Origin of the sequence: Candidatus Lokiarchaeum ossiferum, assembly GCA_025839675.1 — an archaeon.
In the GTDB taxonomy this organism is placed as follows: Archaea; Asgardarchaeota; Lokiarchaeia; order Sigyniarchaeales; family Promethearchaeaceae; genus Lokiarchaeum; species Lokiarchaeum ossiferum.
The window spans coordinates 2,785,066-2,808,717 of sequence record CP104013.1 but is presented as its reverse complement, the minus strand read 5'-3'; the positions used below and the strand labels follow the sequence as shown (position 1 = coordinate 2,808,717).

General features: G+C 33.6%; 21 protein-coding genes. 11 read left to right on the top strand and 10 right to left on the bottom strand.

Translation table 11 applies throughout. From position 1 onward, the window contains the following. Window positions 1-61: 61 nt before the first annotated feature. Window positions 62-1,942 carry a glycoside hydrolase family 2 protein gene (locus tag NEF87_RS11800; RefSeq protein ID WP_457919972.1) on the bottom strand — a complete coding sequence of 627 codons (1,881 nt, stop codon included), beginning with the start codon at window positions 1,940-1,942 and terminating at the stop codon, window positions 62-64. Window positions 1,943-2,137: 195 nt separating this feature from the next. Here NEF87_RS11800 and mutL point away from each other — a divergent pair, with 195 nt between their 5' ends. The 5 genes from mutL (at window position 2,138) to NEF87_RS11775 (ending at window position 8,020) form a co-directional block, all read left to right on the top strand. Next, the gene (gene mutL, locus NEF87_RS11795) at window positions 2,138-4,165 is read left to right on the top strand and encodes a DNA mismatch repair endonuclease MutL (RefSeq protein ID WP_371806768.1); all 2,028 of its coding nucleotides are present in this window, start codon (window positions 2,138-2,140) and stop codon (window positions 4,163-4,165) included. Window positions 4,166-4,313: 148 nt separating this feature from the next. Next, entirely contained in the window at window positions 4,314-5,390 is a 1,077-nt protein-coding gene (locus NEF87_RS11790) for a hypothetical protein (RefSeq protein WP_457919971.1), read from the top strand. Window positions 5,391-5,698: 308 nt separating this feature from the next. Then, window positions 5,699-6,343 (top strand): hypothetical protein, encoded by a 645-nt coding sequence (locus NEF87_RS11785; RefSeq protein ID WP_457919970.1) that lies wholly within the window; start codon window positions 5,699-5,701, stop codon window positions 6,341-6,343. Window positions 6,344-6,502: 159 nt separating this feature from the next. Then, window positions 6,503-6,994 (top strand): hypothetical protein, encoded by a 492-nt coding sequence (locus NEF87_RS11780; RefSeq protein WP_457919969.1) that lies wholly within the window; start codon window positions 6,503-6,505, stop codon window positions 6,992-6,994. Window positions 6,995-7,117: 123 nt separating this feature from the next. Then, on the top strand, window positions 7,118-8,020 hold the full coding sequence (locus NEF87_RS11775; protein ID WP_457919968.1) for a CPBP family intramembrane glutamic endopeptidase: 903 nt from the start codon (window positions 7,118-7,120) through the stop codon (window positions 8,018-8,020). A 135-nt stretch (window positions 8,021-8,155) separates the two neighbouring features. Here the strand turns inward: NEF87_RS11775 and NEF87_RS11770 are convergent, their stop codons facing one another. The 3 genes from NEF87_RS11770 to NEF87_RS11760 all read right to left on the bottom strand — a co-directional run bounded on the left by NEF87_RS11770 (window position 8,156) and on the right by NEF87_RS11760 (window position 9,496). Next, window positions 8,156-8,452, bottom strand: a complete 297-nt coding sequence (locus NEF87_RS11770) for an elongation factor 1-beta family protein (RefSeq protein WP_371806763.1) — start codon at window positions 8,450-8,452, stop codon at window positions 8,156-8,158. A 26-nt stretch (window positions 8,453-8,478) separates the two neighbouring features. Next, window positions 8,479-8,652, bottom strand: a complete 174-nt coding sequence (locus NEF87_RS11765) for a zinc finger domain-containing protein (RefSeq protein WP_371806762.1) — start codon at window positions 8,650-8,652, stop codon at window positions 8,479-8,481. A 274-nt stretch (window positions 8,653-8,926) separates the two neighbouring features. After that, entirely contained in the window at window positions 8,927-9,496 is a 570-nt protein-coding gene (locus tag NEF87_RS11760; protein ID WP_371806761.1) for a hypothetical protein, read from the bottom strand. A gap of 494 nt (window positions 9,497-9,990) precedes the next feature. Here NEF87_RS11760 and NEF87_RS11755 point away from each other — a divergent pair, with 494 nt between their 5' ends. After that, the gene (locus NEF87_RS11755; protein WP_457919967.1) at window positions 9,991-10,215 is read left to right on the top strand and encodes a hypothetical protein; all 225 of its coding nucleotides are present in this window, start codon (window positions 9,991-9,993) and stop codon (window positions 10,213-10,215) included. 71 nt (window positions 10,216-10,286) lie between these two features. On the opposite strand, the gene NEF87_RS11750 is transcribed toward NEF87_RS11755, so the two are convergent. The 3 genes from NEF87_RS11750 to NEF87_RS11740 form a co-directional block, all read right to left on the bottom strand. Continuing rightward, a complete protein-coding gene (locus tag NEF87_RS11750; RefSeq protein WP_371806759.1) occupies window positions 10,287-10,760 on the bottom strand; it encodes a hypothetical protein in 474 nt (157 codons plus the stop codon). A gap of 125 nt (window positions 10,761-10,885) precedes the next feature. Then, window positions 10,886-11,344: a GNAT family N-acetyltransferase gene (locus NEF87_RS11745; RefSeq protein WP_457919966.1), complete on the bottom strand. Its 459-nt coding sequence runs from the start codon at window positions 11,342-11,344 to the stop codon at window positions 10,886-10,888. A 65-nt stretch (window positions 11,345-11,409) separates the two neighbouring features. Continuing rightward, window positions 11,410-12,759, bottom strand: a complete 1,350-nt coding sequence (locus tag NEF87_RS11740; RefSeq protein WP_457919965.1) for an SLC13 family permease — start codon at window positions 12,757-12,759, stop codon at window positions 11,410-11,412. Window positions 12,760-13,102: 343 nt separating this feature from the next. Between NEF87_RS11740 and NEF87_RS11735 the strand changes: the two genes are divergently transcribed. The 5 genes from NEF87_RS11735 to NEF87_RS11715 all read left to right on the top strand — a co-directional run bounded on the left by NEF87_RS11735 (window position 13,103) and on the right by NEF87_RS11715 (window position 20,348). After that, a complete protein-coding gene (locus NEF87_RS11735) occupies window positions 13,103-15,565 on the top strand; it encodes a methyl-accepting chemotaxis protein (protein ID WP_457919964.1) in 2,463 nt (820 codons plus the stop codon). A 181-nt stretch (window positions 15,566-15,746) separates the two neighbouring features. Continuing rightward, complete coding sequence (locus NEF87_RS11730) at window positions 15,747-16,445, top strand: hypothetical protein (protein WP_457919963.1); 699 nt, start codon at window positions 15,747-15,749, stop codon at window positions 16,443-16,445. A 74-nt stretch (window positions 16,446-16,519) separates the two neighbouring features. After that, complete coding sequence (locus NEF87_RS11725) at window positions 16,520-17,197, top strand: metallophosphoesterase family protein (RefSeq protein ID WP_457919962.1); 678 nt, start codon at window positions 16,520-16,522, stop codon at window positions 17,195-17,197. 148 nt (window positions 17,198-17,345) lie between these two features. Then, on the top strand, window positions 17,346-17,681 hold the full coding sequence (locus tag NEF87_RS11720; RefSeq protein WP_457919961.1) for a hypothetical protein: 336 nt from the start codon (window positions 17,346-17,348) through the stop codon (window positions 17,679-17,681). A 252-nt stretch (window positions 17,682-17,933) separates the two neighbouring features. After that, window positions 17,934-20,348, top strand: a complete 2,415-nt coding sequence (locus NEF87_RS11715) for an HsdM family class I SAM-dependent methyltransferase (RefSeq protein WP_457919960.1) — start codon at window positions 17,934-17,936, stop codon at window positions 20,346-20,348. 28 nt (window positions 20,349-20,376) lie between these two features. Here the strand turns inward: NEF87_RS11715 and NEF87_RS11710 are convergent, their stop codons facing one another. The 3 genes from NEF87_RS11710 to NEF87_RS11700 form a co-directional block, all read right to left on the bottom strand. After that, window positions 20,377-21,972, bottom strand: coding sequence for a methyl-accepting chemotaxis protein (locus tag NEF87_RS11710; protein WP_457919959.1), 1,596 nt, complete (start codon window positions 21,970-21,972; stop codon window positions 20,377-20,379). 162 nt (window positions 21,973-22,134) lie between these two features. After that, window positions 22,135-22,983 (bottom strand): class I SAM-dependent methyltransferase, encoded by an 849-nt coding sequence (locus NEF87_RS11705; protein WP_457919958.1) that lies wholly within the window; start codon window positions 22,981-22,983, stop codon window positions 22,135-22,137. Between the two features lie 47 nt (window positions 22,984-23,030). Next, window positions 23,031-23,594 (bottom strand): DNA-3-methyladenine glycosylase I, encoded by a 564-nt coding sequence (locus NEF87_RS11700; protein WP_457919957.1) that lies wholly within the window; start codon window positions 23,592-23,594, stop codon window positions 23,031-23,033. Window positions 23,595-23,652: the final 58 nt, after the last annotated feature.

The following is a 23,652-nucleotide window of genomic DNA, read 5'->3' as shown; positions in this document are numbered from 1 at the left end:
AAGTTATAATTTGATTCAGATATTGAACTTTTGCACTTAGCTATAATAATTCCCTACCCTTTTAATCTAACTCGGTATGGTAATATGATTTAACCATTTTTCTTTCTTTGCGAAATTCTAAGAAAAATATTATTTTAACCGCTACTCTTTCAACCCAACGCATGATATATGCGTAAAATTGAGCCAACCCTCGATAATGGCGAATTCTCTCTATTTTTTTATTGATCAACTGAGGCATTATTCGAGCAATCAGTTTTTTTTCATTCTTCTCACTGACGATACCTTTCCGATTGAATCCTTGTTGAAATCGATTTAAACGTTGTGAAGACCGGAAATCTCGATAGATCCAAATGAACCATCCAGCCATATAGGGTTTAGAATTCATCACTTGAATCTGATGGGCGATTGTTCGGGCTTGATTTTCTTCGGAAAATTGTTCTTTAAGGTTATGTTCTCCATATTTTGCCCCTGCTCCAAATTCTGTCATTATCCATGGTGTTTTTGGGTGTGTTCCATAGTACATGGCATCTAAAAAGAAATTGAGATTATAGGGGGTCATGTAATACCAACCGAAGTAAAAATTAATTGCATTGATACTGCTATATTTTCGAGTTACATCAGAAACCATTCGACAGCTTGCATAAGTTACAAGTCTAGACGGATCCAATTTTCGGGCATATTGCAGCAATAATTTGATTGTTTGGCGACACCCCAAATCTTCAACCGGTACTTCATTCCCCACAGACCAAACAATAACTGATGGGTGATTAAAATCGCGAGATATCAAATCGCGAATCATTTGAGCTGCTAATTTGATAATTTTGCGATTTGTGTATTCAATATTCCAATATAGAGGTATTTCTTCTAGAAGTAGTAATCCTTCTTCATCACACAATTGACAAAGTCGTTCATCATGCGAATAGTGGGCAGAGCGAAGGGCATTAAATCCTAAAGCTTTCATTGCTTGGAGTTCAGATCGCCGAAGCTGGGTACTATAGTGCCGTCCATAAGGTTCTAGTTCTTCATGAAGTGAAGCTCCTTTCATTTTGATCGGGCGTTTATTAAGTAGAAGTAAATGTTCTTGGGTTTCAATCATACGAATTCCAAAGCGTTCTATAACTGGTGAAGTTAAGTTTTTAATTTGCAATTCTATTTCGTAAAGATTGGGTTCGGTAGGGGACCAAAGTTTTGGATTAAGTATATCCATGTTGAACTGCTGAATTGATCTCGTATCAAGAGAAAATTCTTGTTGAATATAAATCTGGGATGCACGTTTAATTTGAGTTAGGTTATCTTTTCTTAGCTCATAAATTCTACATGTCAATACATGTTCATCTAATAGGTTTTTTGAAAAGTTATTTTTTTTAATAGAAATGGAGATTTGTGCCGAATGTGGCCACGGAGAATTAAAAGATGACTTGATCTTCACATGATCAATCCGAATTTTATTCTTAATTTCCCAATACACATCTCGGTGTAGTCCTCCCCAATTAAACCAGTCTGTACTCTCCCCTGGAATTCCATCTTTTACAATTGAGGTATCAATTTTCACCACTAACCAATTTTTATCTCCATTAGGTTGTTTTAATTTCAAGGGATTAGGCAATCTAAATTTAAAGGGAAGAAAACCTCCTTCGTGCTCGCCGATAAACTGGCCATTTATCCAAATTTTTGCAATGTAATTTGCCCCATCAAAACATAGGAATAAATCCTCTTTGGATGAAATTGCTGGGAATTCCGATAGTTCGAGGATATACCAAACAACCCCAGTATATTCAAATAACTTTGGAATTGTATTATAATTAGAAGGAACTGCAATTTTTTCTACAGAATATTTTTGATTATTTAGAAAAGTAGGGGAAAACCAAGATTCTTTCTCTCCTTTTTTTTGGGGATCGACAATTAGGTTCCAAGTCCCATTTAAGAGACTTTTATTCTTCATAATGCTTTGGTTTGACCTTTATTGATAAAAAGCTTCCATTATTCTTAGTCACAATGTGTGAATATTTATACATAATTGATCTGAAAATCATACATCATTTCTCAAAAATGGAAAGAAAAAAAAATTGGTTTGTTCTCCTTCTAATTACCCCTTAGTAAATTGATTAAAAAGGATGGAAGAATAAAGCTAAGATCAATGCCCAAAATAAAGCTTATTTCTGGTTATGAAAAAATCGCAGCGGGGGAAGTGATTGAACGCCCCGCTTCCGTTGTCAAGGAATTAATCGAAAATTCTTTGGATGCCCATGCTACACAAATTTTCATTACCATTGAGAAAGCTGGGAAACAATTGATCCAAATTGAAGATAATGGATGCGGGATCCCTGAAGAAGATCTTGATGTGGCTTTTTTAAGCCATACTTCCTCAAAAATTGAATCTGCTGATGATCTGGACCAATTGACTACTTTAGGATTTCGTGGGGAAGCTTTAGCTAGTATTGCTGCAGTATCCCAAATTGAAATTATAAGTCGACCTTTGAATCAAGAATATGCGGTGGAATTATGCATGGAAGGAAGTGCTGATGTAAGGAAGGGTGTGTGTGGAGGTCCGGTGGGGACTACCTTGAAAGTTAAAAATTTATTCTTTAATCTTCCTGTCCGCCAGAAATTTATGCGTAGCGATCGCATCGAAATGGGACATATATCTGATGTCGTTTGTCGATATGCCTTGGCGTATCCTTTAGTCCATTTCAAGCTGCTCCATAATGGCTTGTCTTTAACCAACTCTCCTGCTTGGGTGGCTTCACAAAACCAGTCAATTATTCCTTCCCTCCTCCCTCTTGAAGCTTTTGGACATGCGATTCAGTCCATATATGGAAAAAAAGTTCTCGATCAAATGATTCCTATAGATTTTCAGGATAATATGGTACGCGTTTATGGGTTTATTGGGAAACCTGGAATTGCTCGCTCTGATCGAACCGCGGCTTCATTGTTTGTCAATGATCGCTTAGTTACTAATAATTCCATCGCATCTATTATGGAAACGGCTTTTAAAGATTATTTAATGCGCCAAAAATATCCCTTTTATGTGCTTTTTCTTCATCTGGCACCCGACCAAGTGGATTTTAATGTCCATCCTTCAAAAAAAGTGGTCCATTTTCTTAATGAACGGGAATTTTTTGCCAATCTGGAAATGATTGTCGTTCAACTCGTTAAAGAACATGTGAAAGCCGATTTAATTTCTTCCAATCAAGAAAAATCCGCAAAATCTCGAAGAGGGATGGATTCTTCCATGGATTATTGGACCCCTTCTGCTCCTTCTTCTCGAAAAACCATGAAAAAAGTTTCACCTAATACCCCACAAACATCCAAACCGAGTCGATCTGGGACCTCTTCTTCTCCATCAATTTCAGAGAAATCCGCAGTTTCCCAGAAAAAAAGTTCCCCTGTTTTAAAAATCCCTAAGGATCCTCAACAAACCCTCTCCCCTCGGAAATCCTCGATTAAGGCGATTCAAACCCATTTTAAAACTCCAAAAAAGAAATCTGACATTTCTTCTCATCCATTTGCTTCTTCTGTTGAAAAAAAATCTTCCACTCTTCGTTCTCCCACAATTTCTGTCCAACAACTTCCTCCATTATCCTTACTCAATAGCGGTATTCAGGGGGGAAAAAATTACTTGGTATTTCAAAATGAAGAGGAACTTATTATTATTGATCAGCATGCTGCTCATGAACGCATAAACTATGAAAAAGTCCAACAGATGTTTGAACAAGAAAAAATCACGGTTCAAACGTTACTTACTCCGATGAAAATAGAAGTGGCCCCAAATGAAGTTGATTTTGTGAAAGATGCAATTCCGGATATTAAGAAATTTGGTTTTGAATTGGAGTTTTTTGGGGGAACTTCTTTTATCATTCGCACTATTCCCGCACTTCTCAAACAAGAGAAGCGGTCAGAATCATTGATTACTGACATGTGTTTAGAAATCATTCATAAAGGCAAAGAAAGTTCTTTTTCCATTATTAAACGTGAGATGATGCAGTACATGGCTTGCCACATGAGTATTACCGCTGGGGATGAAATCTGGAGTGAAGAACGAATTCGTCGATTAATCAAAAAATTGGATGAAACAGAAAATCCCCATCATTGCGCGCATGGGCGACCCACTTATATCAAAATATCTTACCAAGATTTAGATAAATGGTTTCATCGAATTACTTAAATTGTAATCAGAAGGTTTTTTTGCTTTAGACAGAAGGTCTCCAAATTGCTTGATTTCAAGAGAAAGAATCGATTTCTCCATATCTCTTCAAGCAAAATTATTTAAGGTTTTTTGGTTTATTAGTAGATAAAATCTTCAATGAGAAAATATGGCACAAATATTTTGGACACTTGGTGTAATTATTTCATTTTCCGCAGCATTATTTATATTGTTGTGTGTTTTATTTACCTTAAACCACTATAGAAAAACTCATTATAAACATCTTCTTTATTATGCGATTATGTGGGTTTTTTGGTTTATTTGGGAAGTATTTCAAGCCATATCTGACCTATTTCTCTCCGTAAAATTACATTTGATCTGTTTTTATGCCTTAATTGGAGTTGGTTATTTCACAATTCTTTATGTTGATGTTATAACCCTTGAAACACATGATATTCGAAAGTTTGTTGTGTTAACTGCCATTGTTATGTTAGTTATTGTCTTTTCATTTGATGAAAATGCCGTTATTATTGATTATGATGGAATTCAACCTTACCCAACCATGCATGGTCGTTTCAGAGTTGCAAATCTGATGTTGATGGCATTCATTATTTCATTATTGCTCTTCTCAAATGTTAATTTATTACGACGGAGTCCCAAGCATTTGCTTCATCATTCTCGTAATAATCTCTTTGGTTTTATTATGTACGGTATACTGCCCTATATAATTCAATACACAAAACTCGAGAAAATAGTTCCTGGAATTGCAAATAGTGCTATTGCTATCGGAGTGATTATCGCAACCTACACATTGATAAATACGCCCCAATTAGCTTTTATTCTTCCCTTTACTTTAGAACGATTATTAATAATTGATTCTCACAATGGAATGTCCATTTTTACCCATGAGTTTAACGACAAGGGTAAAGAGTTTCCAGAAGCTATTTTTTCTGGATTTATGAAAGCTACAGGAAACTTATTTGACTATACGCTGAATCGTGGGAAGGTAAGACAAATAATTTTAGAAAATGCAACCTTATTAGTTAAATCTTCTTCAACAACTCCTTTATTTGCAGTCATCATAACAGATAAAGCAAGTCCATCTTTAATTAAATCTTTAGATGCCTTTACAAAGAAATTATTTTCAGATCACAGGATTACGGGAAATTATGTTTATTCGACGGTTTTGAATGATTATTTCTTCATAAAAGATTATGTAGAAGATTATTTTTCATTTGTTCCCTGAGCAATTTATCGCATACTGAATTTACTTAAGGAATTTATTTATAAAAGGAAAAACGACTTTTCTTAATGAACCATTGATAATTTCTTTTCAATCATTGTTCTTAAAGCGAAAATCAATATGATCTTAATTGAGGATGATAATTTTTCACAAAGATCATATATCAGCTTTACAATTCTTGATGAATTATTATACCTTTCTGCTGTACTTCTGACACCAATCTTTTAATACAAAATTTTATTAGATTATATACTTATGTAACATATATAGTGTAACGTACTAGGGAATCACAAAAAAGGAGCACTCCCCATATGGAAGAATGTAGTCCAAAATCAAATTCAGTTAGAAAAACTAAACCTATCTACGTCGATGGTGAAATGTTCGAGAGAATTTCAAATTTGAAACTGGAAATTGGACAAAGTCTTGGTATCAAGGGAACTGCAAATCTTGTCGTACAACATTGGCGGGATCATTCTCAAAAGTACGAAGATATGAAGATCGAGAATGAAAAATTGCAAAAGGAACTCGATACAATGCAAATGTACGTCCAAGATTTATTGAAGCAATCCATCTACAGAGGTGGGATGCATCTAACTTCTAATCAATTTGTTCCTAGTGCTCCTGCTTATCCAACACCTCCTCCTCCTCCTCCTCGCCCTCCATCGGGCACTCCGGTTCCTCCACCAAAAATTCAACCTTTGGAAATCGATCCAATTGATTTTGCTCCCTCGGAAGATCTCAAGTCTGATTTAGCAAAAGAATCTAAGTTGGTTTTTAATGGAAGTATAAGGCGTCCTTCAGAAATTCTTCAGTTATGTTGTCCAGATCACAAAGATGGGAAAATAAATGAGTTTAATGGAGAAGAACCTGATCTTTTAAACAAATCATATCTTGTCCAATTGATGAAAGAAAAAAATCCTGCCCTTGAGAAATTTAGAAAAAAAATATCCATTTAATCTCTCTCTTTGCAAAATATTTCTCTTTTCAAATTCAATTCTCTTTCTAGTTTATTCATAGGCTTTGATTTTCATCTATTTGGTGCCATATGAATAATACGGAACAAAAATATTACCTTTTTCACCTATTTATCTTTGACGTATAAGGAAGCAAAAATTATGTTGAAACTAGTTACTAAAACACAAGCTTTGAGTGGTGTGCCCATTCAAGGTGAAAGCAGATATAACTACCATTTTAAATCGTTAGCTATTCCACAATTGAATCATGAGAAAGAATTGTTGATTATTAGGCCAAATGTTCAGAAATTTTCATTTCAAAAATATTGCAAAAAATTTGATTCCATTCAGTTCTGTGAAAAACGTATCAATTTCTTCGACTCTCAAACTGAAATAATATCACATTCATTTGAGACTGATTTAATCGAAAAAATAAAGATTGAGTTAAAGAAAAATTATCCCGAGGATGAAAAATCCGAATTTTCTTTAGTTATCTCCATCTTCGAGACAAAGAAAAGTATTTTTAATGTTAATCTATCTGAAATTTTACATCCCTATTGCGAAGAATTAGCTGAAGCAATGCAAAAAATTGCAAAGATTTGTAAAGACCGATATCATCTACCAACTTTAATAGGGGTTCCATACGCCTATTGATTTTATTTTCAAGTTACAGAACATTTTTTTTCTTACATATAACTTCTAATGAAGGATTCTCTCAATATGAAATTCGTTGAGTAAATTATTAATGTTTATTATAACCAAAAAAGAAATTACATCATGATTAAAAATCATCTACGCAATTTTTCTGAGGATTTGTGCAGTAACACTAAACAAAACTCCTGGAAAACCGTACTTAGCATTTTGCTTTTTTATGTTGGTCTGATATTTTTCATAATTTTTGTGGTTTATGAAAAAGGATGGCTAAACTTTGTGGATAATAACACAGATGGCCTGATTAATCAAACTTTTATTGTATACTTAGTTTTGATCTTAATTATACTTGTTATATTCGTAGTAATAGTTGCTAGAAATTCGTGGAAAAGTATTGGAATACAGAAGGGTAAATTATTGAAAGGATTTCTTTTTTATTTCCTATTTTGGTGTGGTTTAAATCTTATTTTTTTAATTGCCTGTCTAATTTTTAATGTTCAACCAATTTGGTACCCAATGTGGTTATATGATGGACAAACGATTCTTTCCGCTTTTGGATTATTGATAGCCCAGATTTTTGGGAATGTATTTTTTGAAGAGATTTTCTTTAGAGGATACATCTTATCTCAATTAACAAAAAAAATTTCATCCAAAAATGATAAAAAACCAATTAAATCTTTAGTGTTAGGTGCATTATCCACTAGTATAATCTTTGCGCTAATCCATATCCCAAATAGAATTATACAAGGGTTCTCTTTCATAGATATCATTATCAATATTCCTTTCTTGATCCTTATAGGTCTTCTATTTTGCATTGTCTACATTGTTTCGAATAATTTGTTTATCTCGATGGGGGTACATATTATCTGGAACATTGGATTTACTTTAATTAACCCCGTACTTAATCAAATTGTTGTTATTTCGATTCTTTTGCTACTATTTGGAATTATATGGTATATTTATAAAATCAAGCTTGAGCAACTTGAAAAAAAAGATGTGGAAATGTCAAATCCATCCCGAGAAATCTAAAACATCTGAAGTTCCTATTGGAAATAAAGCATGAAATTCTCTCTAATCACCTTTAAAATACTGTTAACACCCTTAAAAGAAATAATATAATAAAAATTTAAGAAGGAAAGAGAAAAAAGATGAATGTAGATAATCTTATGAGATAATGGTTACCATTGAGCATTCGGCTCGTTGGATTTCTTCTAAGTCTGTGATTGCATCTTCTAATGGTTGGGTTCCGCCTTCTGCTTCTTTGAAGATTAATCGTGCAATAATCTTCTTTGCACCAAAGGCGATTGGCTCGATCCGATAGGTTTCGACTGCTGCACCCATTTTATCGACTGCAGGTTTCACAACGTTATTCATTAAGTCATCGAGATTATCCATATCTTCTGGAATGATTTCAAAGACACCTAATAGATTTTTTGGGGGTTTAACTTTTTTTTCTGCCATGTTATTCACTTAATTTATTTTTGAGATTATGGACCTTCAAATCCACATTTTGGACAAGTATAAGATCTTGCAAATCGACGGCATCTTTCACAGCGCCATAATAATACATCTCCACATTTAGGGCATGGAAAATGAACGGCATTCTCGCCTGGAGCAACTAAATTACCACAAGCAGTACATTCCTCTTGTTTATAAGACATAATTCTAGACCTTTTTTAATAGGTTAATTGAGGTAAAAAATATGCCATAATTAAATAATTTTGCGATTGACTTCCATGAATTCGCCCCTTCTCAATTCAAATAAGACAAATGATTAAAATATACTTTTTTATTATTGAAAATTGAAGTATTTCTACCGAAACCCGAAAAATCAGTGTAAATATCATTAGCAAATGAGTTTTGTAGAAAAAGTTTACATATATAGATGAAAATCTAATGGAGAAGCGTTTCTCCTAATCTCGTCGAAGTTTTTCTTTACTTATTAAAAGCATTTCCAACCGATTTTACAGGATAATCTTCAAAATTTGGAAATTTGTTGTAAGCGGGTTTTTTAATTTGTGTTTTTTTCTGTGGAGAAAATAATTCGATAAAATCTATAACATCATCCATTAAATTCTTCGATGCATGATGATACGTTTCATCTAAAACGGTATTATCTAAAACTCGTAGTACCGCCTCAAGTTGGGTACTTAGTTTAGGAATTAGTTCTATGAAGTCTGTTGGTTTTTTTTTTTTTTTCTTACGTTTCTTGAGTGAAGGAAGGGAAAAATCGGAATTTTTATATGGACTATGTATAATGTAATCCACACAATTCACCAGTTGCGCAACTATTTTTCCCTTTTCAGTAACTTCAAATAAAAGTCGAGAAGGATCTGGAACAGAACGAATGAGTTTATGTTTATATAGAAGATCATGGTCTCGCATAGCCGGTTTTGAGCTAACATTGAAGGATTTCCTATAAATAACCCGTTGAAAGGGTCCCTGAATATCATTAAGCCCTTTTAAAATCTTGATCATTGAACCATTTTCTAATATGTTGCTCACAGTAAAGTATATCAAAAAACAACTTTTAAATTTTGTTTAAGTTACTCGATTTCTTTTAGATTGAAGGGCTGGGATTTGATGAACTCACATGTTCCGATCGAAACATAACGTTCAAAAATGAAGGGGGGGGTTTTTTTTTTATGTCTCAAACGAGACACACGAAACTTTACGAATCACTTAAATAGTTGAATTTACTCTAGATCTTTAGGAATGGGTGCATTTTGTGCATCTATCACCATCCAAAAATACCAATTTTTGTCTGACAACAAAAATCCCTTGGTAGATCATCCTATGGAGCACAAGGATGATTTTACCTCCTTTTTCAATTTAGCAATAATTATTTTATAGATGTGTGATTTTCCAGCATCCATCAATTATTTATCAAAACTAGTGCAAAAAATTATTCTTTAATTAGAAATAGAAAACCAAATGTATCCAAATGTATCAATAGGTCATTTTCTATTGCATTAAGATTTCTATAATCTATTATAATGATGGAAGATTTAAACGGATTTTCAATAGGTATGATTGTCGTTGTTACAGTTTTTTCATTGAGTCTTTTAATTTCATGGATATTGGACAAAAGATCAAAAAATACACATATCCAAACTCACCATCCTGATGTCCCTCAAGAAAGTGAACGGAATTTAGATAGATTTCATGGAGATGAGCGTACTATTACTCATGCATTTAATATTGGTTTAAATTCGCTAAATTAGGCTTTCTTGATTGGCTCAAAAACCCTTTTTTTGGCAAAATATTCCCTAAATTTTTTATTTCTATTATTATATCAAGAAGAGGGGTATTTCTTGGAAATGCGTTTTTCAAGTTCACTCTGCAATTTATCTCGAATTTCGGGGTTATAAAACGATTCTAGCTCCTTTAAAGCAGCTTCTTCATAAGAACTGATAAGAAGTGCTTCTTTTTGATCAATGATCTCAATCAAAGTTTGAAAATTAATTTCGATTTCACCCGATATTGCTTGTGTCTGTTCAAAGAGGCGAATGATTTTGGTGAGTAATGAGAGAATGTGATATGCAAAGTTAATTTTCGCTTTCGTGGCAATTTTTCGTCGTGGTTCGTTTTGATAACTAATTATTGCATAATCCTTTAAAGATCGATTAAGTTGTTTAGAATAACTTGCCACTAAAGATGAAAGTTCAATTATCTCTACTTCTTCTAAACTATCATTAAAATTTGAAATGGATTTGATCAATCGACTGATTTGATCTTCTTTATTTGCTAAAAGTTGAATATTTTCCATTTCAAGTTCTCCATATACAAAGTGAAAACACGGTTATAAAAAATTCCGCCTTATTAAATTGCACTTGCTCTGTGCCATATTAAAGAAATCCCGCTTAAATCTAGTTAAAAAAAATTCAAAAAAATCTAATTAACTTTGAAAGTTTTATTCATTTCAATTGCATCTTGACCGGATCCATATTCATCTTTCTTGATTTTTTGGAGTCGAAATCCATATCGATAATAGAAGGGAATGACTTTGGCATTGAGATAGTGGATTTCCAATTCCACTGAAGATACATTCGCTTCATCAAAAGCCTTCAATTCTCTCGCCATCAATAAATGCCCAAAATTTTGATGATGATATGAAGATTCCACCGCAATATCCATGATATAACCTGCAGATCGATCCTTTTGGATAATTCCGGTGATTCCACCCACAATTTTTGTTCCTTCAGAATGAACAACTATCCAGCAAAATTGAGGAAATTCTTGGAGAACCGGGAGAGTATATTTGTGAATAGCTTCCGCAGTTGTTTTCGGATTGGCCTGTTTGAAAATATGGGTTATTGTTGGAAGATCGGAAATTTCCATGGGTCGAATCATATGTACCTCAAAACCACATCAGACAAAAACTCTCAGAAAACAACTCTTATTGATTTCTCGATTTTTTATCCAATAATGAGAAAATATAGTGTTAGGTAAATTATACACATAATAATATGCAACATGGCGAATAATCCTCCCGTTTTCAAAAGAGAATTGTATGTGAATCCCTCGACGTTATTTTTTTTTGCTAAATTAAGTGTCATCAAATCACACGTTGCTCCTTGAGGTAGTAAATTACCTCCCAAATTGATTCCAAATAAGAAGGCTATCAAAATGACACTTGGAACTTCACCTGGAAACACACTCCGTAACACGATGATTAAAAAGACTGCTGTTGGATTACTGGCTAAAAAGCCTGAGAAGAAACTCGAAATTAAAAGAACTCCTAAGGCTACCACATAAGTATTATTTAAATCAAAGACAGAGAGTCCTGTGGAGATTAAGCTGAATGCATTATTTATTTCCATGGCCCCTATCAAAAGAAATAGTGCAATGAAAAAGAATATAACCTTCAAATCAATTTCCTTGATAACTTGAATAAAAGGTTCTCCATTTAAAATCCCCATTAAAATAGCTCCAAAAAAGGCAATTATTGATGAGTAATCTGAAAATAGCATGAAGCCTAAAATAATGATACAAAAATAAATTCCATTGAAGATAAAACGTTTGCGATCTGCAATAACTAAGCTGGGATTCATGATTTCCAAAAACACTGTCCGGTTTCGCTCTGTAGGTGCATCATATTTTCGGAGTACTAATAGATCAAGCAATATTAGTGTGGATATAAGGCTAAAAATTATAAATAGGCCCATATTTCCTAAAAACCACCCGAAACTTAATCCAAATTCAGATGAAATGAGAATGTTTTTCGAGGAAGAAAAGGGGGTCAGGACGGAACCAATATTAATTGTGATGCTGATACCATAGAGAAAGGGAACTGGATTGATTTTTAATATCCGGCATGCTCGAATCACCAAGGGGACAAATATCACGGCGACTGTGACATCGGCTATTACTGCAGCGACAATAGTCGCGATGGTACAAATGGTATAAAAAAAAAGTCGGTAATTTCCTTTAGTGATATGAAGGGTCTTCACCGCCACCCATTGAAATATTTTATAACGTTCTGAAATGGTAACTATCATTTGCATGCCCATAATGAACATAAGAGGTTTGAATTCTATCATGTTCACAAATACTTGAATCCATGTGAGACTAGATGTTTTGGTTGGATCTATCCAATCTAGTGTATCCGCGACTTGTTCTATAGGAATCATGAAGGCCGTCAATATACAAGCAATTAAGGCACAAATTAGCGAATATCCCACATAATCCATCTTCTCACGGCTAAAAACAATTAAGATGATAATGAAGAGACCAATTGTTATACCCAGCAAGAAATAGTTAATCAAGTTTTATGAGCAACTCCTACTTATGATACAATTCATGCTTGTCCAAAAAGCTATGGTTTAGATTTATTTCCCAGAAATAGTATCTTGATAAAAAAAAGGGGATCCATAAAAGATTCTATTTATAAGATACGTAAATAATCAAGACTTTTTGATCTTGTTTTGTTGTTGCTAATATCACATCATATCGATTGAATACGATTTAAAGAATGTTAAATTAGATTTGAATTTACTTATTCGTAATTTTATTTACAGATTTCATATTTTTTCTAAGAATTGTTATCAATGCAACAATATATTTAGTGAAAAGGGTGAATTTTGCTTGGAGATATTTTAGGTGAAAAAATTGGTAAAAAATCAGAATCTACTAAAGATGAATTTACAGAAACGTATGTTGTTATTTATTCTTGTTCCTGCATTGATAGCGTTAGTGGCAAGTGGGTTGATCTCATACCTCTACATCCAACCGAAATATAAAACCAAAGTTGTGGAAGTCGCTGAAATGCAAGTTGGTGAATATGTTTCAGGATTTAATCAACAATTTGAGAGATATGAACATATCGTTCGATCACTTGGGAAACAAGTTGAAAAAGATTTGGAAATCAATAAAGCTACTTTTATGGAAAGTACCCAAGCTTATTTAGGCGAATTAGTGCTTGCAAATATTTGGCTTTATGATGCATGGGTGGCTTTTGAACCGAATATGGCTTGGAATGAAACAGCGGGGGCAACTACTTCTGAATATATGCCGTTGGCATATCTTGATGGAGATGGGGCAGTTGTGTTGGAATATTATTCATATGCCGATTATGATGGGTCTCTGTACTATGAGACAGCAATCACCGCTCAAAATTTCACTTGGACACAACCGGACTACGATCCTGTGCTCGATTTCTTATATATGTCCGCCACAATTCCGATATATGATGGGGATACAATTATTGGTGTCGCAGGTTTGGATGTTGATATTGGATATTTACAAACTGAGATAAAAGCTCTTAGTGGGACGATGGATGGAGGTTATGCTTTTCTCTTGGATAATAAAATGGGTGCGATTTTAGCCCATGATAATGTTGAAGTCACCTTTGCAGCGACTTATGATGAAGGGGAATACTTTAATACAGATAATTTAATTGATCAAGATACTACCGATAAAGCGGCTTTAACAACAATTTTAACTGAAATGAAGGGTGCTAAATCTGGTTCATTGGATTATGGCAGCTTTATTGTAGTGTATAAGCCAATATCTTTAATTGATGGATCCATTGCTTTCGTCCTTCCTCGAAGTCAAATCTTGGGTGCTGTTTCTTCCCTTCTAATCATCACTTTAATTATAATGTTTGTTGGAGTTGTTGCTTTAGGTCTTCTAATCTTCTTCATCTCAAAAACAATTAGTAACCCAATTGAACAATTGCAATCTCAAGCAAAAGAAGTTGCCAAGGGCAGTTATGACACAGAAATCTATAGCAAATCAAATGATACCGAAATAGTTGGTCTTACTCAAAATATACAAGAAATGGTTAGTAAAACCAAAATTCTTATCGATATGAATAAAAGCATAGTCGATTCTTCTTCATCTCCCTTGGTGGTGATGGATGAGAACTTGGCGATAACTATGGTAGGAAAATCCTTCCTTGAATTGACCGGATTCGAAGAAAAAGATGTTTTAGGTCGTAATCCTGATGTATTTTTTGTGGATTCAAAACGATGTGATGAAGCAGTTCAATTATTTAAGCGAGATGGAGGCTTTTCTGATTTTGAATATGAACTTGCTAATGCTAAAAATAAAAAAATCATTGTGAGTAATTTTGTTAAATCTCTCTATTCGTCAAACGGTACTCCCCTTGGAAATCTCACCACATTTGTTGATATGACTACCATTCGAGGCCTAATTGAAAATGTTGAAACAATCGCTAGTGAAGTTAATTCCATGGCAGAACAGATCTCTGAATCTTCGAATCAAATTAATATTTCGGTTCAAGAAGTAACTGGGGGATCCCAAGAAGTTGCTCGAGGTGCTCAAAGTCAATCCCAACAAGTCATGCAGATATCTGATGCTGTAACTCAAATAAAAGGCTTGAGTGATAAAATCGTTATTCGTACCGAAGATATTGCGATGAAATCCAAAGAAGGCCAAAGTATGGCTAAAAAGGGAAAAGCTTTAACTGATGATTTACTACTCCGGATTCAAGAGATTAACGACGGTGCCGAACGAGTTTCTAAAACGATGGGATCCTTATCTCAAAAAAGTAAAGAAATCAATAAAATTGTAGATGTGATCTCTGGGATTGCTACAGAAACAAACTTACTTGCTTTGAATGCTGCAATTGAGGCAGCTCGTGCTGGAGATGCGGGTAAAGGTTTTGCTGTTGTGGCTGAACAAGTGCGAAAACTTGCCGAAGATTCCAAACAAGCTGCAGATCAAATCAATGAATTAATAAATATGATCCAAAAAGAAGTACAAGATGCAGTGAGTGCCACGGATTTAACGGTTGATTCTGCTAAACAAGGATTCACTGCAATTGACCAAACAAAATTGCAGTTGGATGCTCTATTTACGGTGATCAATGAAACTGATGTTGGTATTCGGGATACAATCGTTAATGTTAATACCCAAGACAATCAAATCACCCAAATTGTAACTAATGTGGAAAATATTAATGGTGTGATTGAAGAAAGCTCAAGTACGGCTGAAGAACTTTCCTCCTCAACCGAAGAAATGGCTTCTACTTTGGAAGAAATGACTGCTGCCGCCGAAGAATTAAGTGCTGCTTCAAATCGTTTGTTTGAGGAAATTAAAAAGATTTAATCTTCATTCAAACAAATTTTTACTATTTTTTTCTCTATCTGCAAATATAATTGTCTTCTTTTACTGGAAAAATGATTTTTATCCTGTAATCTTTTGAAATATTTTTTGCACTCCCGAAATTTTTCTGATCACAAAGATTTCTTCGCACAATATTTTTAGGTTCTTCGCTCATAAGACAACCATGGAGCCCCTCACTGTAACCAAAATCGTACTCGCTGTTATCTTGGTGTTTGTTGGTGTTATTAGTGCATATCTTGAAATTAAAAAAAATCCGGACTATTGGTTAAATAGGTTCTTTGCATTATTCTTTACTTTTGCATCTTTAGGCTTCTTTGGGTATGTTCTCTATCATTTAATTTTGAATAGCTCAGATTGGGTCATTTATATCATGGTTACAACAAATATTTTGCTCAATTTATGTCTGGCTTGCTTGTTAATGACTGAATTTATACTTGAATTTTCAGAAAAGAAAGCCATGTCTCCGAAATTCCTTTTTATTACTTTTAGTCTATTTCTCTCATCAATTTTTGGATATTTTATTTGGACACCAACTGTTGATTCTGAAAATTATGCTCTTGGGGAAGTAAATACTCATACTGAGCCCGGTCTTTTAATTTACATTTCAATATACCGCTTAGCTATTGCGTTTTATGTTTTAATTAAATTCATACTATTAGTCAAAAAAGCGGGTGATACTCGCGTTAGAAAACAATTACGACTTTTCTCAATCGGTATGATATTTATTATTGTTGGTATTTTACTCTTCCTATTTGGAAATGTTGCTGGTGATATTGGTATTATCCTCGAAATCATTGGACAAGTTTCATTGAATATTGGATTAATTGAAATATTACGAGGATTTCTTGTTAAAGAGAAATAGTTTTTTTCATATTTCATTTTTTGATAGATTTTTGGTTTCCCAATACATTTAAGTTAAAAAACGAACATCTATGTATGTCCAATTCTGATCAAATCTTGATTGTTTCTGACTTCCATTTAGCTGATGGATCAAAATTAGATGATTTTAGTCTTAAATCGAACAGTCTAGAAAGAGAAAATCGCCTAATTGCTTTTATGGAAAAATATTCCCCTCAAAATATCTACATTAATGGAGATATTTATGAATTATGGCAAGTAAAAATGGCTGAAATCATCAATGCTCATCCAACAATCATAAAATTTATGGATTATGACTCGAGAGTCATAAAAATCTGTGGAAATCATGACTATACATTAGGTGGTGCCTTTAAAGTTTCTCTCACTACTAATAATGGGAAGAAAATTTGCATCACTCATGGATTTAAAAATGAAAAACATCTCAAAAATAAAATTGGACGATTTTTTTGTTGGATTATAGGAAAAATTGAACTCATTTTTCCGAATATTGACAATTTTTTCGCTCACAAGTATTATTTAAACAAGGGAACTCGACAAAAGGTGATGGATTATGGAAAAAATCTGTTGGATAAAGGATATGACATTGTAGTTTGTGCTCATAGCCATTACCTTACAAAAGAAGAATTCGGATCCAAAATCTATACCAACAGTGGAACATGTCAAGAAGGAAAACTAGAAGGAGTTCTTATTGATTTGAACTCTTGTGAAGTCAGTTTGGTTTCAGAAACTGAATAATTCTATTTTTTCATCTATAATTCTATTCATTTTCCTTGAAAACTTTAATGATTTATATCGATTTTTATGATTTCTTTTTCCCTACATTATTGCATACCTTTTTTGCCTTCTGCTCGCATAAAATCAATAATATTGGAAGTGTGACACAATGGTTACTAAAAATCAATTTATTGGATCTGAAAATCGCCATGAGAAGTTCAATCAAATGGTGGAACGTATTGGTGAGATCACGGGAATTGATCTCAAATTTATTCGACAATCAGGGGAAAGTGTATTAAATCATTGGGAAGAACGAAATCATCGCAAACTATCCACATTATTCCTTGCTAAAGATCGGGCGCGGCATGATGAAATTCATAAAATGGTTACATCTTTGCAAAGATCTCTCGAAGAAAAGATAGATTCAAACCATCAAAATGTTACAATGAAGAAGATAGCGACCATCGCAGAATATTGGCTCGAAGATCTCTATTCCCAAATTTAAAAACACAGATTGAGTACATTTTTTCCAAGCAAATACAATCTTAGGTATTAACCCGTATAGGATCCTTGCTTACCGACAATAATTTCGGGGAGTGTATTAAGATCTTTTTTTTCTCCCTATTTTCACCTTCGGGCTTTTTGTCGGCATATTTTTTTACTTTAAAAACTCTTATTGGATCATATCGTTATGTTATGAACGATATTAAGATCACTGATTTTATTATCAAGTGATCTACGGGTTGATTTTGAAAAAATGGTGATGAAAAATAGTGTAAAATCCTCTTTTCAAATACAGAGGGAAAAATTAGCGAGTATTCCCCAAATTAATAAAGAAGAATTTTTGCATTTTTATCATCGAATTTTTAAAGAAACTAATTTCCATTTTCAAGCCTTTTTAAAAAATAATACATCTCCCGCTTCTCTGAAATCTACCAAAAACTCCGAGTTTCATGAAGATATCCTTGAAAAACATGCAATTCAAGCGACTTATCTGATTTTGAACAAAATTTTTAGTTATTATGTCATTCGGTCTCAAATTTATCACCAGTTCGGAAGATCGATCTCTAAATTGTATGATCCGAGCTTATTGGTCCCTTTTTCGATTCAATTACAAAAAAATTTTGCCCAGATGAGTTCTGAATATGAATTTGCCCCTATTTTCCATGAAAACAATTGGGATCGCGGTTATACATTTCCAGAGGGTTTAGAATCAAGTTTAATTACATTTATCAATCATTTCACAACTTTTGACATCACTCAATTAAGTGATGATTTTATCGCCGAACTCTTTCAAAAACTAATTCCCATCAAAAATAGGAAAGCATTAGGCCAAATTTATACACCTAGGGATATCGCTGAATTAATGGCTGAACTTTGCATTCGAAAGCCGGATGATATTATTCTTGATCCTGCTTGTGGCTGTGGAACACTTCTCAGAAAAGCATATGATCAAAAAAAAAAACTAGGACAAGCAAGCTCTATATCCTTGAGTCATACCCAATTACTTGATCAAATTTGGGGCGTTGAAATTGATGAATTTCCCGCTCATTTAGCAATGATGACATTAGCTTACCTTGATCTCTCGCAAATTACTCATGTTGCTGGTGTTTTATTGGAAGATTTCATGCAAATGGGACCAATGGAGAAGTATATTGTTAGGACAAAAGATTTATCTTCAGGAAAACTTTTAACACGAGAAATGCCTCACAAATTCGATGTTATCTTTGCAAATCCTCCTTATATTAAGCAAGAGCTAATCCCAAATAAAAAATTGATGCTCAAGAATTTACCTTTGTTTGCATCTTATCGCTCTATTCAAAACCAATCACAACGGCTTTCTGGGCAAATTCCCAAAGTTAAACTTCCCCTCACTGCTAAAACCGATTATTACGGTTTTTTTTTATGGTATAGTACCTATTTCTTAAGAGAAAATGGCATGATATGCTTTATTATACCAAATAAATGGATGGATGTAAAATATGGGGAGAATATTAAAGAATTTCTTCTTTCAAATTATAAAATTTTAGCTCTAATCGGATTTACAAAAAATGTTTTTCAAGAAGCTCAAGTCTCTACTGTGATTATCCTTGCTCAAAAATGCTCTTGTAAACGTGAACGTGACTCAAATATCGTAAAATTCTTATCCTTACTTGATAATTCTTCAAGAAAATCTATTCACGATATAGTTTATTCCAAAACACCCGATTCCATAGTATTGCAGCTAAAATCTCAAAGTTATGTTTTCAATAATCAAGAAAATCTCCTTAGAACCTTTGTTTCACAAAATAAACTAGTTTCGGATGAAAAATGGTCTTTGAAGTATTTATTCCAAAGTAAATTTGCTCAAGTTCTACAAAAAGTTCCCTTAATTTCAATGCATAATCAAGAAATTACTTCTGTTGTGGGTGGAATTAAAACTGGAGCAAATGATTTTTACTTTCCTTCATCTTTTTCACAAAATACTTTCAATATTGAATCTCAATTCTTAGTTCCAGGTATTAAATCTGGAAGATCATTACCAAAATCATTTATTGTGTCTCGATCTGATTGTATATTTTTAAATATTCCTCAATCAATAATTTTAGAACAATTTCCGGGTTTACAATCTTATATCCACCATGGTGAACAAGTGAAATCTTATCCGAAAAGACCCTCTATTAAATGGAAACCTTGGTATCGAATTCCTCCATCAAATCAAGATTCGCCAGATATACTCTTTTTGCGGCATATTGATAAAAATTTTCGAGCCATTTGGAATCAACTTGGTTGTATTGTGGCTGATGGGGTGCGGGGGTTATCTATTCATGATTCTACCCATATTCTCTTTTATTTGGGTGTATGTAATTCAACCTTCTTTTATTGGCAAGCACATATGATGGGTCGCTGGGAGGGTCAAGGGGATTTACAATTGCTTGTATATGAACTAAAAAAATTTCAGATCCCCGATATTCGATTAATTCCAGCCAAAAATATTCAAAAAGTAGAATCTTCTATGAAAGAAATTATTGATAAAACGCCTCGGAATTCCAAATCTCTAAAAATTTCATCTTCTCTAAAGAAAAAGCTTGATTTTGCTGTTCTTGCTTGCTTAAAGCTCGATGAACACTATAATTTGCTTTTTAATGAAACTCAATCCATGGAAGCTCATCGCCTAAACAAGAAATTTTGAGAAATTTTAAAAAAGGGAAATTGTCATATTAAATTCGTTTAACTTCTTCAAATAGTTTTTCCGCTGCAGCATTTAATTCTTCGGCGGCGGCACTCATCTCTTCCAATGTAGATGCCATTTCTTCTGTGGATGATGAAAGTTCTTGGGCAGTACCTGAACTTTGCTCAATAACTACATTTATTTTTTCGACATTGTCAACAATATTGGAGATATCCTTATCTTGTGATGTTACCTTTTGAATAGTATCCTTAATTCCTAAGTTTGTTTTATGAATCACATTGAAAAGTTGATCTAACTGGTCTTTTGTACCTGATAAAGCAATTTCTCCTCGTTGGATGGATTTAACTGTATCATCCGTGGCCGTGACTGCATCACCTACTTCAAATTGCACTGCTTTGATCAAATCGTTGATTTGATTTGCGGCTTGTTTGGAATCTTCCGCGAGCTTCCGTACTTGTTCTGCAACCACTGCAAATCCCTTCCCCGCATCTCCTGCACGAGCTGCTTCAATGGCTGCATTCAATGCAAGCAAATTAGTTTCCGTGGCAATCCCCGCAATAACTTCTACGATTTTATTTATTTCTTTGCTCTTTGCTTCTAAGGATGTCATTGTTGTAGCAACTTTTTCTGCCCCATTTGTAATTTCAGTAATCTGGAGAACTAAATCATCGGTAAGTTCTTGGCCTTTTCTCGCCATTCTTTGTCCTTCGGCCCCTTGTTCTGCTAGGTTGTCCGATTTTTTCACGATTTCATTACTCTCAGTCTGCACTTTAACTACTGCAGTTGAAATTTCATTAACTGATTGAGTTTGATGTTGGGCTCCTTTCGCAACTTCTTGGGTACCCCCTGTCACTTCTTGAACTGATAAGTTTATTTGATTACTTGATTCGGCTATTTGTGAAGACATAGAAGATACTTCACCGGCAATTTGCTGAACGTTCTTCACTAAACTACGAACCGCGGTTACATCTTGAAATGTTTCCATTCCACCAATGATTTCATTTCCAATTCCAAAAAGAGGGGCTCCGCCTACCTGAATCACTTTTCCTCCTGTAGCTAAATCTACCATATCAGTTATCTTTCGTTTTTGTTTAGCTTTTTCAATTGGGCAGTTATTAGTCCGACACATGTCAGTTTTGAAAAAATCATAGCATTTTTTCCCAATTATTGCATCGGTAAAACCTGTAATATCTATAAATTTCTGATTAATTATTTTAACCTTATAATCATTATCTACAGTCATAACACCTACAGGGAGACCTCCAATGGTATTTCGTTGGGCAGTCACATCGGTAAAAGTTTCCATCCCCCCAATAATTTGATTTCGTCCGTTAAACAACGGAGCTCCCCCAATCTGTAGTGTTTGATCTCCGATTCGAAGGTCCTCGACATCAATAGCTTTTTTAGCATTTTTTGCTTTTGTTATAGGACATTTTTCAGTGTTGCACATTTCAGTTTTGAAGAAATCATAACATTTCTTTCCTAAGATTTCTTTTGAAAAGGAAGTAATTTGTGTAAATTTTTCATTAATTTGGAAAACTTTAAACTCTTTATCAACCAGCATGATTCCAACAGGTAATTCATTTACAAAATTTCGATGATTATAATTATTTATTATGCCCATTTGTTTCACCAATTAAAAAGATTCTATTTCTGTATTATTGGAACATAATTTATTTTAGTATATATGTCTACATTTTTAGGAATTTATAAAAATAAATTCAGAATAAAAATTAGAAAGTACATATCCATGAAAATGGATATGATATTTAATTGGGGTACCTTGCTATTTCAGAAATTTTATATGAGCAATTAAGCCCAATTTAAGAAAAGTAGAAATTTTGATTAACTTAATAGTCGATTTTGCCCATATTGGATTTCGTTTTGTACGAGCCCAATATGGAAAATAATCAATGACTTTAATTTTCGGTGACCACTGATTTATTTGTTTATTGGGTTTCTTGAGATAGAAGTACCATATCATTTCACTTTTATCTGCTTTAATTGAACGCTTATTCCCAACTTTAAGACCCAATTTTGAAGTTCCATCAAAAATTAATTCTCCTCCAGGATATTTTTCAGAAAGGGAGATCAATAACCTTTGTACTACTTCTTCCTTGAAATACATCAAAAGCCCACCTGCAATGAAAAAAATTCCATTTTGAGAATTATACTTGATCTCTGTCATCCATGAAAAATCTAAAATCGATTTTGATATACAAATGCTTCTCGCAGTTTCAGGAATGTATTTCCGTCGAAGTTCAATAATATTGGGTAAATCAATATCATACCACAAGAGTTGACCATTATCATTTCGCGAAAATCCCGTATCTAATCCTGCCCCCAAATTGATCACTGTGGCTTTGGGATACTTTTGTAAGTATTTTTGGAGAGCATCATCAAAATTTCGTGCTCGTGCTAGAAAGATGAGGCCAAAATATTCCTCACGGTCTCCATAATATTTCTCAGCCTTCGATAAATCAAAGTTAAAATCTTGCATTAAACGATCAAAAATATCGTGGACTAATGGATCAAGTAATAAATTGGGATATTTTCGACTATATTTAGCCCGTCCCCATAATGGCATTACCATTGTCGCTTGGACCGAATTATTTTCAATTGTTGTTTTGACCATCAAGATGAATTTTCTTGCACTACTATAAAAATGTCTGGAAGAGAATTTTATTTTAATTCTTGATGGCGATAACAATATGTAAGATGATCATTAACCATTCCAATGGCTTGCATAAATGAATAGATTATTGTTGGACCCACGAATTTAAATCCTTTTTTCTTCATATCCTTGCTGATTTGCTCCGAAAGTTCCGTTTTAGCTGGCATTTCACTAAAGGATTCCAAATTATTTTGGATGGGTGTTCCATTGACATAACTCCAAATGTACTTATCAAAACTCCCGAATTCTTCTTGAATTTTCGTAAATATCTTTGCATTCGTTATTGCTGCCTTTACTTTGAGTTTATTTCGAATTATTCCAGGATTATGAAGCAGTTCCTCAATTTTTTTTTGAGAATATTTTGCTATTTTTTTGTAGTCAAAATGATCAAAAGCTTGGCGATAACTCTCCCGTTTATTCAAAATTGTGCTCCAACTCAATCCTGCTTGTGCTCCTTCCAAAATGAGGAGTTCAAAGAGTGCTTTTTCATCATGTAGTGGGATTCCCCACTCATTATCATGATACTGACCCATTAAATCATTTTTTGTTCCCCAGCAACGTTTTTTGGCCATAAACGAAATAACATAAACTAATTTAAAAATATCCTTAGCGGTGGAATTTATTAGGTTT